Source organism: Halomonas jincaotanensis (assembly GCF_018448785.1).
Taxonomy (GTDB): Bacteria; Pseudomonadota; Gammaproteobacteria; order Pseudomonadales; family Halomonadaceae; genus Halomonas; species Halomonas jincaotanensis.
Genome location: NZ_JAHCLU010000040.1, coordinates 1 through 16,102 on the forward strand (window position 1 = coordinate 1; position 16,102 = coordinate 16,102).

14 protein-coding genes and 4 pseudogenes are annotated in these 16,102 nt (G+C 55.6%); 9 read left to right on the forward strand and 9 right to left on the reverse strand.

Features of this window, described 5'->3' with window-relative positions; translation table 11 throughout:
• Positions 1-317 precede the first annotated feature (317 nt).
• Both KG088_RS20125 and KG088_RS20130 read right to left on the reverse strand, forming a co-directional pair.
• Positions 318-773 carry an IS5 family transposase gene (locus KG088_RS20125; protein ID WP_213828109.1) on the reverse strand — a complete coding sequence of 152 codons (456 nt, stop codon included), beginning with the start codon at positions 771-773 and terminating at the stop codon, positions 318-320.
• Positions 751-1,083, reverse strand: coding sequence for a hypothetical protein (locus tag KG088_RS20130; RefSeq protein ID WP_213828111.1), 333 nt, complete (start codon positions 1,081-1,083; stop codon positions 751-753). Before KG088_RS20130 ends, KG088_RS20125 begins: the two co-directional genes overlap by 23 nt.
• A gap of 55 nt (positions 1,084-1,138) precedes the next feature.
• Between KG088_RS20130 and KG088_RS18975 the strand changes: the two are divergent.
• From KG088_RS18975 to KG088_RS19000, 6 genes and pseudogenes are all read left to right on the forward strand, one after another.
• Positions 1,139-1,529 (forward strand): annotated as a pseudogene (locus KG088_RS18975) (ISL3 family transposase); the annotation flags it as partial.
• A 256-nt stretch (positions 1,530-1,785) separates the two neighbouring features.
• The gene (locus KG088_RS18980; RefSeq protein WP_319941484.1) at positions 1,786-1,944 is read left to right on the forward strand and encodes an Rrf2 family transcriptional regulator; all 159 of its coding nucleotides are present in this window, start codon (positions 1,786-1,788) and stop codon (positions 1,942-1,944) included.
• A 420-nt stretch (positions 1,945-2,364) separates the two neighbouring features.
• Positions 2,365-2,787 carry an ester cyclase gene (locus KG088_RS18985; RefSeq protein ID WP_213828114.1) on the forward strand — a complete coding sequence of 141 codons (423 nt, stop codon included), beginning with the start codon at positions 2,365-2,367 and terminating at the stop codon, positions 2,785-2,787.
• An 82-nt stretch (positions 2,788-2,869) separates the two neighbouring features.
• Positions 2,870-3,025, forward strand: a pseudogene (locus KG088_RS18990) (ISL3 family transposase); the annotation flags it as partial.
• A pseudogene (locus KG088_RS18995) lies at positions 3,015-3,161 on the forward strand (ISL3 family transposase); the annotation flags it as partial. The pseudogenes KG088_RS18990 and KG088_RS18995, both read left to right, overlap by 11 nt.
• Positions 3,162-3,482: 321 nt before the next feature.
• On the forward strand, positions 3,483-4,313 hold the full coding sequence (locus tag KG088_RS19000) for a universal stress protein (RefSeq protein WP_213828116.1): 831 nt from the start codon (positions 3,483-3,485) through the stop codon (positions 4,311-4,313).
• A 69-nt stretch (positions 4,314-4,382) separates the two neighbouring features.
• On the opposite strand, the pseudogene KG088_RS19005 reads toward KG088_RS19000, so the two are convergent.
• Together KG088_RS19005 and KG088_RS19010 are read right to left on the reverse strand one after the other, a co-directional pair.
• Positions 4,383-4,898: pseudogene (locus tag KG088_RS19005) on the reverse strand (transposase); the annotation flags it as partial.
• 44 nt (positions 4,899-4,942) lie between these two features.
• Positions 4,943-6,721, reverse strand: a complete 1,779-nt coding sequence (locus KG088_RS19010) for a putative bifunctional diguanylate cyclase/phosphodiesterase (RefSeq protein WP_213828118.1) — start codon at positions 6,719-6,721, stop codon at positions 4,943-4,945.
• Positions 6,722-7,675: 954 nt separating this feature from the next.
• On the opposite strand from KG088_RS19010, the gene KG088_RS19015 reads away from it, so the two are divergent.
• On the forward strand, positions 7,676-8,149 hold the full coding sequence (locus KG088_RS19015) for a phasin family protein (protein ID WP_213828120.1): 474 nt from the start codon (positions 7,676-7,678) through the stop codon (positions 8,147-8,149).
• A gap of 224 nt (positions 8,150-8,373) precedes the next feature.
• Here the strand turns inward: KG088_RS19015 and KG088_RS19020 are convergent, their stop codons facing one another.
• The 5 genes from KG088_RS19020 to KG088_RS19040 all read right to left on the reverse strand — a co-directional run bounded on the left by KG088_RS19020 (position 8,374) and on the right by KG088_RS19040 (position 14,030).
• Positions 8,374-9,426: a transporter substrate-binding domain-containing protein gene (locus KG088_RS19020; protein ID WP_213828122.1), complete on the reverse strand. Its 1,053-nt coding sequence runs from the start codon at positions 9,424-9,426 to the stop codon at positions 8,374-8,376.
• 972 nt (positions 9,427-10,398) lie between these two features.
• Positions 10,399-11,196: a thiosulfate oxidation carrier complex protein SoxZ gene (soxZ, locus tag KG088_RS19025; RefSeq protein ID WP_213828124.1), complete on the reverse strand. Its 798-nt coding sequence runs from the start codon at positions 11,194-11,196 to the stop codon at positions 10,399-10,401.
• Positions 11,197-11,242: 46 nt separating this feature from the next.
• Positions 11,243-12,271 carry a YeeE/YedE family protein gene (locus KG088_RS19030; RefSeq protein ID WP_213828126.1) on the reverse strand — a complete coding sequence of 343 codons (1,029 nt, stop codon included), beginning with the start codon at positions 12,269-12,271 and terminating at the stop codon, positions 11,243-11,245.
• 74 nt (positions 12,272-12,345) lie between these two features.
• On the reverse strand, positions 12,346-13,662 hold the full coding sequence (locus tag KG088_RS19035; RefSeq protein WP_213828128.1) for an NAD(P)/FAD-dependent oxidoreductase: 1,317 nt from the start codon (positions 13,660-13,662) through the stop codon (positions 12,346-12,348).
• 11 nt (positions 13,663-13,673) lie between these two features.
• The gene (locus tag KG088_RS19040) at positions 13,674-14,030 is read right to left on the reverse strand and encodes a c-type cytochrome (protein ID WP_213828130.1); all 357 of its coding nucleotides are present in this window, start codon (positions 14,028-14,030) and stop codon (positions 13,674-13,676) included.
• A 359-nt stretch (positions 14,031-14,389) separates the two neighbouring features.
• On the opposite strand from KG088_RS19040, the gene KG088_RS19045 reads away from it, so the two are divergent.
• Positions 14,390-14,620, forward strand: coding sequence for a helix-turn-helix domain-containing protein (locus KG088_RS19045; protein WP_213828132.1), 231 nt, complete (start codon positions 14,390-14,392; stop codon positions 14,618-14,620).
• A gap of 1,300 nt (positions 14,621-15,920) precedes the next feature.
• Positions 15,921-16,102, forward strand: a 182-nt coding sequence (locus KG088_RS19050) for a cyclic nucleotide-binding domain-containing protein (RefSeq protein WP_213828133.1), incomplete at its 3' end; no start/stop codon positions are given.

Consider the following 16,102-nt stretch of genomic DNA (forward strand, 5'->3'; position numbering starts at 1 on the left):
CAACAAGGAAAGGTCATGCGGGTCGGGGGGACAATCTGCTTTGATGATTTATGGACTTATAGCGCCGGCGTCGACAGGCGAGCCTTTTCGATCCAGGCATGGGTACGCTCGACGACCCAGCGTTTCGGGAGTAACAAGAAGCCGTTGGCGTCTGGTTGGCGCATGAAAAGGTCTCCCTGGTCCGGTGTGCCCCAACAGCCCACATTGGCATTGGCGGGATGGCGCACGACCTCGACCGCAATGTCGTGCTGCTGGCGGATTGTCTGCGCACAACGTCCTGCATAACCTGCATCAACAAAAACCTTTGATATGCCAGCCTATTTTTCCATGCCATTGGCCATCACAGGATGGGCGCCGTCACGGTCTTGCACGCTGGCGGCCGTCACGCTTACGGCAAGTATCAGCCCCAGGGTATCGACCAGGACATGGCGCTTGCGGCCTTTGACCTTCTTCCCGGCATCGTAGCCACTCGTCCCACCTTGCGGTGAACTCCGCGTCGACTGGGCATCCAGAACCGCCGCGCTAGGCATGTGAGTACGCCCCTCACGCTCCCGCCATTGCGCGCGTAACCGGTCGTGCATCTGCTCGAACTTGCCCTGTTGGCTCCATCGGTGAAACGTCCGGTACACGTTCTGCCAGGCGGGAAAGTCCTTGGGCAGCATTCGCCACGAGCATCCACTGCGGACCACGTAGCAACACGCATCGACCAACAGGCGACGAGGATAGCGAGGCGGGGTGCCACGATCACCATCACTCTCGAAAATGTCGGCCACGAGGCGCCACTCCTCGTCGGTGAGCGAGCTGGGGTAGCGCTGTTCTGGCTGTTTGCCGACGGTGGGCCGGCCGATAGCCATAACGCTGTTGCAACTCGCCTTGAGGGGGAGGCAGCGTCGCCTGCTCACGTCGAATGCCCATCTCGTCCAAGCGCCTGCGTACGGTCATGTGGTGCACAGAAAGGCCCGTACGCGTGCAAAAGGCCTCGGTGATCTCGTCCAGCGTGGCAAGCGGCGTCTCCTCAACCAACTGGCGCAACAGGCGCTTTTCCGCGTCACCGATCTTCCTGGGTCGTCCGCCTTTCGACATGTATGCCTCCCCTGATTGGAAGGTCTCCATCGTGACAGTCACCTATTGTTTTTGTAAACACCCTCTTAACCACCCCTACACCTTCGTGGCGCACTAGACCGGGCTAGACGAGAAGACGGTACGGGTTATTTTCAACGCCCGCGCCGAGTTCCTGGGCCGCTGGCACCGACATCGAGACGCCCCGCATTCTGGGCATTGATGAGTTGTACCTGAACAAGCGCTACCGCTGCATCCTGACCAACATCGAGGAGAAGACCCAGCTCGACCTGCTGGCCAGCCGCCGTCAGGACGTGGTGGCCACCTAGCTGATGAAGATGAAGGACCGGTAGAAGGTCGAGATCGTCAGCATGGACATGTGGAACCCCTACCGGACAGCGGTCAAGGCGGTGCTGCCACAGGCCCGCATGGTCGATAAGTTTCATGTGGTGCGTAGAGCTGGGACAGCTCACTTCAAACCCTCACCATAGGCGCTCCGTGCCACCTCGAAAGATGGCAAAAAGGGGGCCGCAAGAATCTCTAATCCATGCCTTGGGACAGAGCCGCAAGGCCTGATGACGGAAATTCACATGGTCAGCGGGGCAGGGCTCGGAGGCGCGATACTTCATCCCCAACATGGAGCACCTTCACTTGTCTGGAACCAGTTGTAGGCCTTGCAAGCTTTACCATTTCGCCGCTACTGCGACGGGCACCAGATGAGGCCAAATCACCGCCATACGCGGCAAGCATGGTGGCCTGATGCTCAAGCGTGCGCCAGAGGATATCGTCCTCGGCGAGCTGGTTCGCGATACCGAACGCGACCTGGCGCTAGCCAGATGCTTCGCTGATCCCGCCGATCTATGCGCCGCTCACAAATCTTCGTAATCATCTAATTTAGTTGACTTTACTTTTCCGGGAGGCGCGGCGTGGATCTGAGCTGACCCCCAATACGCGTCGCATTAATTCTGCGATACGCTGGTGCGGCATCGGTACCAGGCTTCGATGAGTCGCAAGGAAAAACGGCTGGGGCACTCCGTCTAAAGTTATTTTAGCCTATATTGAAAGGGAGCTTGAGGCAGTTGACTGCCCAAAGTGTCCGTGTCGGAAAATCCCAGCGGGCTTATTGTGTCCTGTCAAGCAGCAGAGAAGGCAATTATTTTTAAATATCAGCTATTACTAACTTTGGTAAGCTTCACTGATTTAGTTCGTGAATGAGATATAAACTGGATAAACGTGACGACGCTTTCAAGTCAATAAACGAGACGGCAGCTAATCACTGACGGGCAGGGAAGTGGAGATTTTCTTATGACTCATCATTCGGAAGTCGTATTTGAGTTCATTGAGGAAGTGCTGAACAAGGGGAACATTGAAGAAACAGGAAAGTATTTTCACGATGACGTTGTCGAGCAGGCCCCTCTTCCCGGTCAAGGCCCGGGTCTTGGGGGGCTAAAGGAGGTATTAAGAGGACTTATAACGGCTTTCCATGGCATGCATTGGTCGGTAGAAGAGCAAGTTGAAGAAGGCGATAAAGTGGTGACCCGATTTGTATGGAGTGGAAAACATCAGTCTGAGTTTTTCGGAATTCCTGCAACCGGCCGTCATGTGGCAGTATGGGGAATAGTAATCGACCATTTTGTGGGGGCTAAAATAAAAGAAACAAGAATCATCATGGATGGTCTTGGTTTAATGGTTCAATTGGGAGTGTTCCCCCCTCAAGTGAGTGATTAAAAAAGGCTCTTCGTCGTTGGGTGTGGAATTTGCCCCCTGAGCTGGGCCAGGATATGACCTCCACGTGAACAGGAGGTATGGCATGGACGGCACCCAGATTCTGACCCTCGGCCTGGGCTTGGAAGCACCCTGGATCCTCAAGGATCAGCACCTGGATACCGCCGTGTCGCCTCACCGTCCGGACCTCTATGTCGAGGCCGAGCGTGGCAGCCTCTATCCCTGTCCAGAATGCGGTGAGGGTGGGCATGAACGGTCTGTTCCAGGCGGCCCGATCACGCGCACGCGGCTACCGTAACGAGGCCAATTTCATCGCGATGATCTACCTGATCGGAAGCCCGGTGGGACGGTTGCTGGATCAGGCCAAATCCACATGAAATGTCGAAGAACCTTTTTTAAAATGCGAATGAGTAAAAATCACACGATGAGCTGGTTGCTGTGCTAAATATCGCTCCAGAGACTTATCTTGTGTGGTCGAGCACGGTACCTGCGCTGCCCCCCCCCCCCCCCGGCTCTACAGCGTGGTCCAAAGTGCTACGATTGCTCTAAAAATTCAGGATCACAACCCTCTTCGTACAATGACCAAAAGGGTTGGTGCTTTCGAAAGTAGTACAGTATGTAACCACTGGCGGATTCGCATGACCTGGCATATGCTAAGCGAATACATGGGAATTCTTCCCTTATGGAGGGGTTGTGCCATGTTGCAGTCCATTCTTTTGGCCGTCGATAGATCCCCCTTTTCCCGAGTGGCGGCTGCCTATGCTAACTACCTTGCGGTCGAACTTGGCGCCGTCCTGCACGCCGTGCATGTCGACGACACCCGACTGACCGAAGTTGGCTATTACCGAGCGGAAGGCTTGGGTGCGACTCTGGCGGCTGCGGCGTCGCTAAGTACGCAAGAGTCACGTCAGGGAAAACGTCGCAATGATGACCTGCTGAGACCGGTAAGAGTTCGGGCGATGGCGGATGGTGTCAGCTGTCATGTTCGAGTGCTCAGTGGCGTCCCTGCACGCGAGGTGCTATCGGTAGCCGAGAACAGCGACATTATCGTGCTGGGGCGTCATGGCGAAACCTGGACCCCTGGTTCGAAGCGGTTGGGTGAGGTGGTCAATGCGGTATTGCGCCGTGCGACACAGCCGGTACTGCTTGCGGGCGCCGAGTTCGAGAGCTTTCGGCGCGTGTTACTGGCATTCGATGGTGGCAAGGCGGCGCGCGGGGTGATGCTTTACGCCATGGAGCTGGCCCAGCGGCTAACATTGCCGGTAATGGCCGTCAGCGTAAATGCCAATGAAAGCAAGGCGCGACATCAGCTTGATGTTGTTGAGCACTATGCTGAGGCCCATGGTCTACAAGTGACAACCCGTACCAGATCGGGGCACCCCGTTGACACCTTGTTGGGGATGGCCCAAGCGGATGACCTGCTCACTCTCGGTGCCTTTGGCGAAGGACGGCTCCACGCATGGCTAGCGGGGTCGACGACCGCCAACATTCTGCACTCGGCCTCCCAGGCAGTCTTGCTGCATCGTTGAGTCAGTGATCTCCGTTAAGCCCGGCTTTATTTGTCATGGTGCCGAATTGATCGAACGGGAACGCCGCCTTCAGTCCAGGGCCGTCAACCGAAACAGGCCCTTCAGCAAGGTGGGCCACCATTTGTCGACGCCATCACCGAGGTGCACAGTCATCGCGGCCGAGACTTTGAGCACCGGCTCGCCCATTCGTACTAAGCTCCAGCCTTGCCGGGTTTGGTGCGCTGGTAGGCAGCGCAGGTCAAGCAGCCCCTGGTAGGCGTATAGGCTCAACAACAGGCTTACTTCGTTGTGCGCCATCACGTCCTCGCGATCCGTCGCGGAGAGGTGCACGTCGAGGGCCGGTTTCACTTCGCCCGTGTGAGCCTCGGCGCTGCCTCGCTTGCGGTACAGCGCCAGGACCTTCTCCGGCGGCCAGTCGAACTTGCCGAGGTTAGTGACCAGGAAGAAGGCATGCAGCAGCAGATCATCGGGACGTTCCTGCACCACCAGCACCACGCGTCGCGGCGTTGGCCAGGCGCCCGCCTGGTACGTCAGGTCGTGGCACCACTCCCGGTGTTGCTCGGGGCGTCCCATAGGACTGTTCAGCGATTCCCTATTAGTGGATCATGGCGAGGAGGGAACGTTGGTGTCTACTCGGCATGTGTGCGTTGCGAACCAGGGGGCAGGCCACGCGCCACCTGATGTTGCTGCCAAGTGGTCCTGGCGGGGCCGCCGAGTAACGCCCGAAAATCCGTTGCCGATAACGGCGCGCTGAACAAGAAACCCTGGGCACCATCGCAACCCTGCAATGTGAGGCGATCGAGTTGTGCTTGGGTCTCGACGCCCTTGGCGATAACGCACATGTCCAGAGTCTGGCCTAGGTTGATGATGGCTTTAAGGAAACGGGCATCGTCCGGGTTGTCGAGCATGTCATGAACGAAGCAGGGAGCGATATTGAGGCTGCTGATCGGAAAGCGTTTCAAGTGCATCAGACTGGCGCTCCCGACACCGAAGTCGTCGATGGCAATACGTATCCCTAAGTCGCTCAACTCAAACAGCGTCGATGCCGAGGCGTCGGTGAGATGCATGAGGTCGGTTTCGGTCACTTCCAGTTCGAGAAACCGCGCGTCGAGTCCCGTCTCGGCCAGGATATCGGCAATGCGGGCCGGCAGTGTCTTGTCGCTCAGTTCGATGGCCGACATGTTCACCGCCATGGGCACGATGTCGACGCCTTGCTTGCGCCATGCCTGTAACTGGCGGCAGGTTTCACGCAGGACCCAGTGACCAATCGGGACGATCAGCCCGCAGGCCTCCGCGACGGGAAGAAACGACGGGGGCGGCATGAGGCCCAGTGTTGGGTCGCGCCAGCGAATCAGCGCTTCGACGCTACATATGTCGCCGGTGGCGATGTCTATCCTGGGCTGATAGTCGAAGAAGATGGCGTCTTCCTCGAGCGCCCGATGCAGTTGGGCCTCGATATGGCTACGCTGCATCATCAGGGCGTTCATGTCGGCCCGGAAGAACTGGTAGTGGTTGCGACCACTTTTCTTCGCGTGGTACATAGCTGTGTCGGCATTATGCAGCAAGGTAGGGTCATCGGTGCCGTCATCAGGATAGAGGCTGATCCCGATGCTCGTGGTGATGCGCAGTTCGTGATTGCTGATTCGATAAGGCTCGGCTAATGCGGCAAGGATTTTTTCCGCGATCCTGGCGGCGTCCTGCGGTTTGTTGATTTCACTCAGCAGCACCACGAACTCATCGCCGCCCTGGCGGCATACCGTGTCCGTATCGCGAATGCAATCGCTGAGTCGGCCAGCGACCGACTGTAGCAAATGGTCGCCCAGGGCATGGCCAAGCGAGTCGTTGATGGGCTTGAAGGCATCGAGGTCCAGGTACATCAGGGCAACCTGATGCTGGTGGCGGTGGGCCAGGCCGATGGCGCGGGTGAGACGCTCCGAGAGCAGAACGCGGTTGGGCAGCCCGGTGAGGGCGTCATGTTGTGCCTGATAGGCCAGTTTCGCCGATTGAGTGGGCGACTGGCAGGCATCATGAAACACGATCACTGCACCGATGACACGCCCGTTACGATCATGAATGGGCGCCGCCGAGTCTTCAATTTCCAGTTGGCTGCCATCATGGCGTATCAACACACAATCCATGGCGAGGCCGACGGTACGGTTTTCCTGCATGGCGCGTTGAGCTGGATTGGGTGTCGCCTGGAGCGTCTTGCTATCGATAAGGTGAAGCACGTCGGCCAGCGGCTTGCCGATCGCCTCAGCACCTGACCAGCCAGTCAGCGTTTCGGCCACACGATTCAGGTAGGTGACCTGGCTGTCCAGGTCGGTGGTCACCACGGCGTCGCCAATGGAGTTGAGTGTTTCCTGAGCCCATTCCGTGGCGGCATGCAAGGCGGCTTCGGCATCACGCAACCGCGACTCAGCATCTTTCGGCAGTAAATACTGTAGAACATCACTTGTTCTTACTTCCTTGTTTGAGGTAATAAAGGGCATTGCTAGGGTTTTTAATATCGTTTCCAATGCCATGGGCCCGCTCCTTGTTCCTCTGCTTGTTAAGCACCGGTAATGCGTCGTCCTTCATATGCATAGATGGTACTTTATTTTTAGATTGTGCTAATGTGTAGCTTGCCGCGCGCTTGCGTACGTTACCGAAAAAGTAGCTTAGTCCGAGTTTTGTTGCTTTGCAATAAGAGTAAATTACCAAATAAGCATGATGTGAATGCTTGCAACCACCAGGTAAAGTTAGAAAGTAATAAGAAAAAGTATGCAATTGATTACTATCGCCATTCTCATCTACAGTTGCAGTTATTGTGGCGCGCCGAGGTCGCCCCAAGAAAGTGAAGCTTAACTACCTGCCGGTACTGCGTGAGATTGTCACCGACAAGCCGCTGGCGACACTCACTGACATATTAGTGATGTGTTTTCGCCAGGCCCCGTATATCACTGTATACCGGTAACTTGAGTAAGGCGCTTCAATAGGCCTAAAGTGGACGCCTTCTTGCAAGTGCAAAAGCTGGGATACAGCATAAACCTCTGTACGAAATTAGATCTCCACTTTAATGCAACGGTAGCAATTGTCCATGTCGCCGCATAATAATTAACTGATCAACAATTCCTTAATAAGCCCGAGTCGGTTGAGGTGTGCATGCCGTAAGCTACACAATCTGGATTCCTAAATTAATTATGATCTCCCGTCCTTGATTGGCATAACTTCAGCGTAACAAAAATGTAGTACTTGTGCATATAAGATGCATCAAGTGCGCTCGGCAGGGTTGATATATATTGCAATGCAGCATGTGCTTTGCTATATTGCGTTTCAACGAGCGCCAAGACGCCTTTAAACACCACGCCGACGGAGAATTATACATGAGCAACGCTGATACCAATCAAGCTACCCAACAGTTTCAATCCATGTTCATTAACCCGGCTCGCAGCTATGCCGAGATGACCCTGGACTACAGCGAAAAGCTGCTGGCCACGCAGCAGGAAGCTTTCAAGGCCTATTCCGACATCGCGGTGGGTCAGGCCCGTGCCATGCTCGAGATCAAAGGTACTGAGGATCTGAAAGCTTTTACCGAAAGCCAGCAGCAAGCCGTCAAGGATCTGAGCGAGCGCGTCAAGGAAGATGGCCAGAAGGTGGTTGCCATCAACCAGGAATTCTTCCAGCAAGGTCAGAGCCTGGCCAAGGAAAAGGCCGAGGAAGGGCAGGAGCTAACTGAACAAAACGTACAGAAAGCTCAGGCAGAAATTTCCAAGGCAGCGGATGAAGCCTCTACGTCGGCTGACAGCAAGGCCAACGAAGCTCAGGCTACTGACACCAAGTCTACTAAGACCAAGTAAGTCGTTACCGCCCCTGGCAACTGGTGCGAAGACACGAGCCGTTCCCAATGGGAACGGCTCGTTTTTGTCGTTCGCCTGTCATGGCGCGCAGCACCTCTGGGGGCTTATAGTGTCGGCTACGCCAACCTTTCAATAGCGTTGCGTTTGGAACTTGAGGCTTCCCTCTACAGCCAGTCACCCCTTAGTGGTAGCTGTAATTTCTCATGACGGCTGTAGTATGGAACTCAAGAGTTTTCTTCGTAAAATCTTGCTAAATGTGTGGCAATGATGTCATCGAGCATGCCTTCTTCATCCAGCTGACGAAGCCCCTCGTTCAAAATATGCATAAGGACCGTTGCCCTAGGGTGTGCACGATGCACCACGGCGTGTAGCCCTTGTAAGGCGATGGGATTAGGAAGTGCCGATACATCAGATGCAATTCCTAATTCCGATAACGCCGCGCGGCCTGTGAACTCGTTGAGGGCCACCAGGTCGACTTGGCCTTCGGAGAGCATTTGAAAGCACTCCTTGACGCTTTCGGGTTGAACTAAAGTAATCAGCTGGTTCCTAAGCCAATTTCTTCCTTTATGATCTAGGTCAAAGGTGTAGTACCCGCTGGGTCGGCATACCCTTTTCCCGTGAACGACAGTATTAGAAGAAAAACTAAAGTTATCATTATTAAGCTTGAAAAAAACAATTAGCATTTCAAAGATCGGATCTGAAAACAGGAACTCGCAGCGGACCGAGGATGCATTGGTACAATCCGTGGGTTTCAGCCATGGAAAACCAATATCATACTGCCTTTCCTTGAGGAGAGGGTCGAGGTGTGCGTTCCAATCATTGATCCATACAATTCTATAACTAGGAAATTGATCTGTGGTCTGCAAGGCTGCATTGATTGAGTGAGTTATAATGCCACCATTTGGCAGGGAGCGATCAGTAAAAGGACGATAATCTGACGCTGTCAGAAAACTGACTTCTACATTCCCGCTTGAATTTGAGGCTTGTAGGTTAACATCTTCTTCCGCGAGATTTAAACAGGGTATGCTGATCGCCGTTCCTGACTGAATCAAGGATGGATTGTCACCCAAGGCAGAACGGTTACTGTAGAATATTAATGACCATCTTTGAGAGGTTCCATACGCTCGGGATGAGATTCTTCCTAAGGTATCCCCTTCACGGATCGTGTACGTGCTTCCACATTCGATAGACTGCGCATGAGATGTTGATGTAATGGCCAAGGCAAGTAGCATAGCCAACGTGACTAGATAAACTTTTAGGGCTTGATAAATCTGCATTTTCTTCTCCTTATTATTTATTTAGGTGGCTACCTCATATCTGGTTGCATGTTGATATCGAGCACTTCTCTGGTTTGGCGCGTTTCTTTGACCTCCTATGTAACCATAGTAGGGGTTGTATGATGCTTCAAGAGAGGAGTGGCTTGTTTTTCGAGTCACTAAAACCTCCTCAGATGCTCTCTAGTCTAGTTATTGTCATCTGGTAAATGTGAAAGTTTAGTGTTATACACTCGCTGAGACTGTCTGTCTTCATAATAAATTCGACTGACTTCTGGCATAAAAAGAAACTATATGACAGATGTCTGTCATCCATCTCCCTCAATGGTTACCGCTATCACACATACGGTATGAAGCGTGATGCTTCTCGACTCCAGTGTCATGCTCACTTTCAACTCTCGCTGATGGTCCTTATGGTTGATAAGCTCAGCCATAACTGCTCGGTGACATCGTGGGTTTAGGGCTACTGAGGCAAGGTAAAAGTTGGTTGCTAGAATAAACAACGCATTAGTAAAATATTTTAAAATTAATATACTAAATACTGTATTTACAGTAATTAATGTCAGCACCTCTTTTGGGACACAGTATGAATTTGGTTCAGAGGGTGTTTACAAAAACAAAAGGTGCTTGAGACGATAGGTCTTATGTTGAAGACAGGGATCCATGTCGAAAGGCGGTCGACCCAGGAAGACCAGTGACGCGGAGAAGCGCCTACTACACTAGCTGGTTGATGAGACGCCGCCTAGCCACGATGGGCGAGATCACCGAGACCTTTTGCAGGCGTATGGGCCTGCCTGTAGACCACATGACGGTACGCAGGCGCTTGGACGAGATGGCCATCCGCCGTCAGCAGGCGACCCTGCCACCCCCTCAATGCAAGACGGAACAGTATCGGGATCTTGACATGGCAGCAGTGAGAAGCGAGTACGATCCGACCATTGGGCGAGTGTACTCGTCAAGGAAGTGACATTTTGGTCAGCCCACGTCGATCGCGGTGCGGTGAATTGCCGATTCACCGCTATCGTCTTGCCACTCGATGACCAACTCTCCCCCTTGGGTGGGCGTTAGATGAAAACGCAGATAAGGGTTCGCGGAGATGGACCGATGGAGTTCCGCCTCAAAGGCCGTCTCACCGGCCAGGGTGACCCGAAAATGCTCGATGATGTGTCGTGGCAGCGTATTGCCATTGGGTCCCTCTCGTAGCCCGGTTTCCATGGGATGATTGATTAGTGTCCTTATTTCACCGGCTTCGCCGGGTGCCAGGTGGGAGGGCGCACTGACGCGAGGGTAGGACAGGGCGGCTGGCTGGTCGTCGTTACCTCGCATCAAACATCCGCTGACTGTGATGCGGACTTCCCGTGAAGTGGCGAAGGTCTCCCCCCGATGGCTCCTGGCCACGGCAATGACCTCTTGAGTCTCGTTCAGCCTCACGCGAGTGGAGATCTCGGGTAGTCCACCCATGGGCGTGAGGTGAAAGACGGCAATTTCCGGATTGGGGTTACCGGTAGCGAAGAGATGGATGTCCGTGAGGTAGTCGTCTTCCCCCAGGGTGCCGTCAAAGCTCAGGCCCAGGGGGACAGCCGAACCGTCTTCGGAAACATGGGGCAGATCCAGATGGAGACCTGCCGTGTTTGGTTGGGTATCGCCGACTATATTGCTGGCGGCTTCCAAGCGGAGCCACGGGCCGTCTGCCAGGGCCAATGGCGATATCACAAGGAGACCGATACTGATAATCAATCGGCGTCGGGTGATGGCAGGAAGGGGCGTGGGCATCGGGTCCTCTCGGTCAGGGGTTCGATGGCGGAATGAAGTTGCCATGTTATAGGACCTTGGACAAAGCCAAGGGGCCTTTCAATCCCAGGCGAGCGCCGCCGAGGATGCCTGCCAGGGCCGCTAGGGTCGTCAGTGACAGGGTGGAGAAACCCGAAAGGCCCTGGCCGATGGAGCAGCCCAGTGCCATGACGCCACCGACGCCCATCAAGATACCTCCCAGGATGCTGCGACCCATTTGCCCCGGGCCGGTAAAGCCTTGCCAGGCAAAATCTCGCCGAACGAGGGCCATGATCAGAGCACCGACCAATACGCCGGCGACCACGGTGACCCCGAAGCCCAGACGGGTTCCCGTCGAGAGCATCAGATACTGGAGAGAGGCACCCACGGGGGCAACGAAGGTCAGGCTCGCCAGGCGAACCGGCTCGAAATCATCGAATCCGAGGACGCCGGTGGCATACCAGCCTGCCGGTACCAGGGCGCCAATAATGAGTCCACCCAGCCAGTCACGAGGTGAGGCACGGAAGTGCCTGCTGACCAATGCCCAGACCAGCAGGCCAGCGCCCAGGAGGAGGGTGGGCAGCCAGGCCGGAACACCCAGCAGCCCAGGCAGGCTTGGCGAAGGCAGGGACAGCGATGTGGCGCCCTCCAACCAGACCCTCAGAGGAGCCAGGATGCCGGAGAGGGTCATGTAGGCCGCCAGACCCAGACACATCAGTACCACGAAGCTCCTCAGGTTCCCGCTGCCCAGCAGGACCAGTGAGCGTGACCCGCAGCCATTGGCGGCTGCCATGCCGTAACCGAAGAGCAGACCGCCCAGGGGAACCGCCACCCAGGAAGGGGACGCTACCAGGTAAAGTGCTTCATCAAGGGAGAGGGCACCAATAGTGGCGAGGAGTTGGCTGCCGATGACCGCCACGGCCATGGCCAGAGCAAAGGCGCGCAGCTTGCGACCATCCTGGCTTAGCCAGGCGTGGCTAAGGCCACGCAAGAGACAGAATCCCGTGGCCTGGCCAGTGGCGCCGAAGACGAGCCCGATCAAGAGTCCCGACAAGGCGACCAGTTCGGTGTGACTCATGGTGCGCTCCCTGCTTTAACGATCGACGGGCCACCCGGAGGCGGCCCGTCATGGACTCCTGGACGTTCGGGGAGTCAGGCCTCGGTGCCCCAGGTGTCCTGGCAAATGGCATTGTACCAGCCGACGGCATACTCGGCCTCGAGGGCCCGAGTCGCCTCCGGGGCATCCGTCGGGCTCAGGCCACCGGCTCCCTCCACCGAGGCGATGACGCCATCCTGGACCCGGTAGACGCCGGCGACCGAGATGCCATATTCCGGACCGATCAGGCTATAGCAGGTGTTGGCCCAGTAGGGATCCGGCGCAGTGCTACCCTCCAGGGTGGCCGCGATGGCGGCAGCCACCACCTTGGCCTGGGCGTTAGCGCAGAAGCCCGATTTAGGCATCGGTGTGGCCACTGTGGCATCACCGACCACATGGATATCGTTGACCCGTTGAGACTCGAAGGTTTCCGCCTTGACGGGCACCCATCCCGAGTCGTCGGTGACGCCGGCGCGGTCGGCTATCCAACCCGCCTTCTGGGGCGGGATGACGTTGAGCACGTCGGCCTGGTGGCGAGTCCCGAACTCGGTCTCGACCTCGAGGTTGTTGGCATCGACGCGGGTGACGCGCCCATCGTTGGAGAGTCCGACCCACTCGATGCGATCGCCATAGAGTTGTTCCCATCCGGCGGTAAAGAGTCCCTGCTTGGAGAAGTTGTCCTTGGCGTCGAGAATCAGGACCTTGGCGTTGGGCTTATGTTGGGTGAAATAGTGCGCCACCATGCTTGCGCGTTCATAGGGCCCGGGCGGGCACCGGAAGGGATTTTCCGGGGCGACCATGACGAAGGTGCCGCCATCGTCCATGCCTTCCAGCTGTCGCTTGAGGAGTTCGGTCTGAGGTCCGGCCTTCCAGGAATGCGGGGCCTTTTCGGCGGCGGCCTCGTCATATCCCTCGAGGGCATCCCAGCGGATGTCGATCCCCGGGGAGAGCACCAGACGATCATAGTCCAGGGTATCGCTATTGGAGAGACTGACACGATGGCCATCCGGGTCGACGTCCTCGGCCATGGCGTGGATCACCTTGACGCCATAGCGGCCACGCAGTTCGTCGTAGCCATGGGCGATGGCGTTAAGCTCACGCAGACCCCCGAGGAAGAGGTTGCTGAACGGGCAGGTGTAGAAGACCTCGGCGGGTTCCACCATGGTGACATCAATGGCGGGGTTGGCACGCTTGAGGTACTTGGCGGCCGTGGCTCCCCCGAAACCGCCGCCGATCACCACGACTCGGCCGGCACTCTGGTTGCCGATGGCAAAGGGGGCGACACCGCCCAACAGCGGGAGGGTGGAGGCTGCCCCCATGCCCTGGATCAGTTGGCGGCGGGTCAGGCCACTGCGTCCGTTATCTTGGCTCATGGGATTCCCCTTCACTGCTTGTCGATGCTGGCGAAATGTGTAGCGAGGGCGGCGAGTTCCTCGTCGCTGTAACCCTTCGCGATACGGTCCATGATCGTGGTGTCCGCGATCTCGTCGCGCTTGAAGGACAGCAGTCGGGATTCAAGGGCCGAGGCGGGGCGTCCTGCAATGGCCGGGACTGCACCCGCCAGGCGCCCGTCCGTTCCATGACAGCTTGCGCAGTTGCCGGCCAAGACGGCTAGTTGTTGGCTGGAATAGGGCTCATCGGTGGATGTGTCTTCTGCCAGGCTGGCTTGGACCAGTCCGATGGATAGCAACAGTGTCGACAGCCAGGCTGTCGGGGTCGGTGGTTGTATTGCCCTAGTCATTGTCAGAGTCCCCTAGGGGTGGCCGGCGAAGGCATACGCTTGAGTTTGTCAGGTGTTATGGAATCTGTTGTGCATTTATGACCATAGGGTCTTCAGCCCGGCTCTGCCAGGAATACTTTCGTGGTGATATCATGCACGATAGTATTCTTTGCAATTTGTCGAGAACTTTGATGACGGCATCAGCCTACGGCAATTGCACGTAGAGAAGGCCTCTCATTCCAAGCCAAGCAGAAGTGCGCGGTATTCATCTGAGCTGGCTGCAATGATTCGCTTGGTCTTGAAGCTTCCCTTGTGTTTTATCGGATCCAGGCGAATCAGGTCGAGCGTCCTTTAGACCCGACGACCTAGTGAAACGAAGGATGTGGACCGCGCTACTGCGGGCCGCGAAGCGCCACCACGGCCAAGTTGCTGATAGGGGGTTGGTCACCCTAATCGCCAGGGATGCCGGCGTCAGCAAAGCGGCGGTGTCTGACTGGAAGAAGTTGGGCAACTACCCCGAGGCCAGCACGCTGCGCCGGCTGGCGGATCTCTATCGGGTGTCAGCGGAGGAGCTGTCTGGCTTTATAAAGCAGATACCGGAGTGCTTGTAGTTTGGGCCACCTGACGAGCTGATGCAGGGATCAACGGACATCACCGAACATGTGCTCGAGGTGCTGCGCCCCAGTGCTGACCTGAAGGAGGCTTTGGCCGTGTCGAGGAGGGCTAATGAGCTACTTCTAAATTGATTTTCCAGAGGTGAAGGGCCATCTGTTCGAGGAGCTGACCTCAGGCGATGGTAGTCAGTTCGAAGACTGAGCAGCGTTATTCCCACCAAAACGGGCGCGATGAATCGGCAGTACGGGTAGGGAGAACACACTGCCCAAAAACACCGAGGCCGCCAGGAGCCCATTACGATTCGCACTACAACGTTGATTCTTCATGCCCAGCTGAGACCCACCAGGGTCATAGTGCTCTAGCGTATGGCAGAGCTAAGAGCTAAGAGCTAAGAGCTAAGAGCTAAGAGCTAAGAGCCAAAGCGGGGGAGCTAGGCATGATCACTCACAAGCCAATGACCAGTGGGAGCGCCATACTTTGAACAACGACGCGAACGACGCAGGAGAACATGAACATGTGAAGTAATTCGCCATGCTTCAAAGTCTTTTCTCATTGTGTTCCGAAGGGCAGTACACCAGACCTAGGTCTCAGCTATATTAAGTTCGGCTTATGTTATCGGCAGAGGGCTGGAGGCGAGGGAAGGGCGGAGGGGGCAGCGGTACTGGACCCGCCAGGTAGCGAAGCGCTGCGTCATGACCTATTTCGAGATGGAGTACAACAACTGCCGCCGTCACTCGGCCCTTGGCTACGGAGCGCCAAGGGAGATCGAGGAGATTGCGGAAGCAGCTTAATAATCGTGACCACTACGACTTATCCAGAACATGTATTAATGGTCGGGCCACGCTAAGTGCTTAAGTGCCTCCTAACTGAATTGCTCAGCGGTATCCTAATGTGCTGTGGTTTTTTTACCAACTGCCTCATGCAGGAACGGTGCGAATTTATATTGAACTGGCATGAATGTGCCTTGCGCTGAATTCAGTCAAAATAGATAATATTCCTCACTCGTGAATTTTGAAACGAACCTTTATTTATAATTTTGGTCATACATGTTCAGGTAAGTAGAGCTGATGGGAGATGAACATGCTTGCAGGGAAACAGCGTGTACACCACCCAAGGCGCTTAGCTGCCAAGTAGGCGTGGGACACATGATGTGAGAGTCACTTAATGGCTAGTGCTTTTTACTGATTCAAAGGTCAGATCACACTGTGTTACTTGTGGCGCGTCCTGTTAAGTCAATGGACGTAAACAGTGAGAACAGTGAGAACAGTGAGAGCGGTGAGAACAATGATACTACCCTTGCTGCACAAGCTTAGTAATTTCATCACTTTCTCTGATGAAGAACGAGCGGCATTGAGCAATGCTGCTCAAGGCAGCATTAGCTTTGAGAAAGGCGAAGACATCATTAGCGAAGGAGAAAAGCCTGATTACGTTCACCTTATTGAGCAGGGTTGGGCGTGTCGTTACAAGCTTCTTGAGCA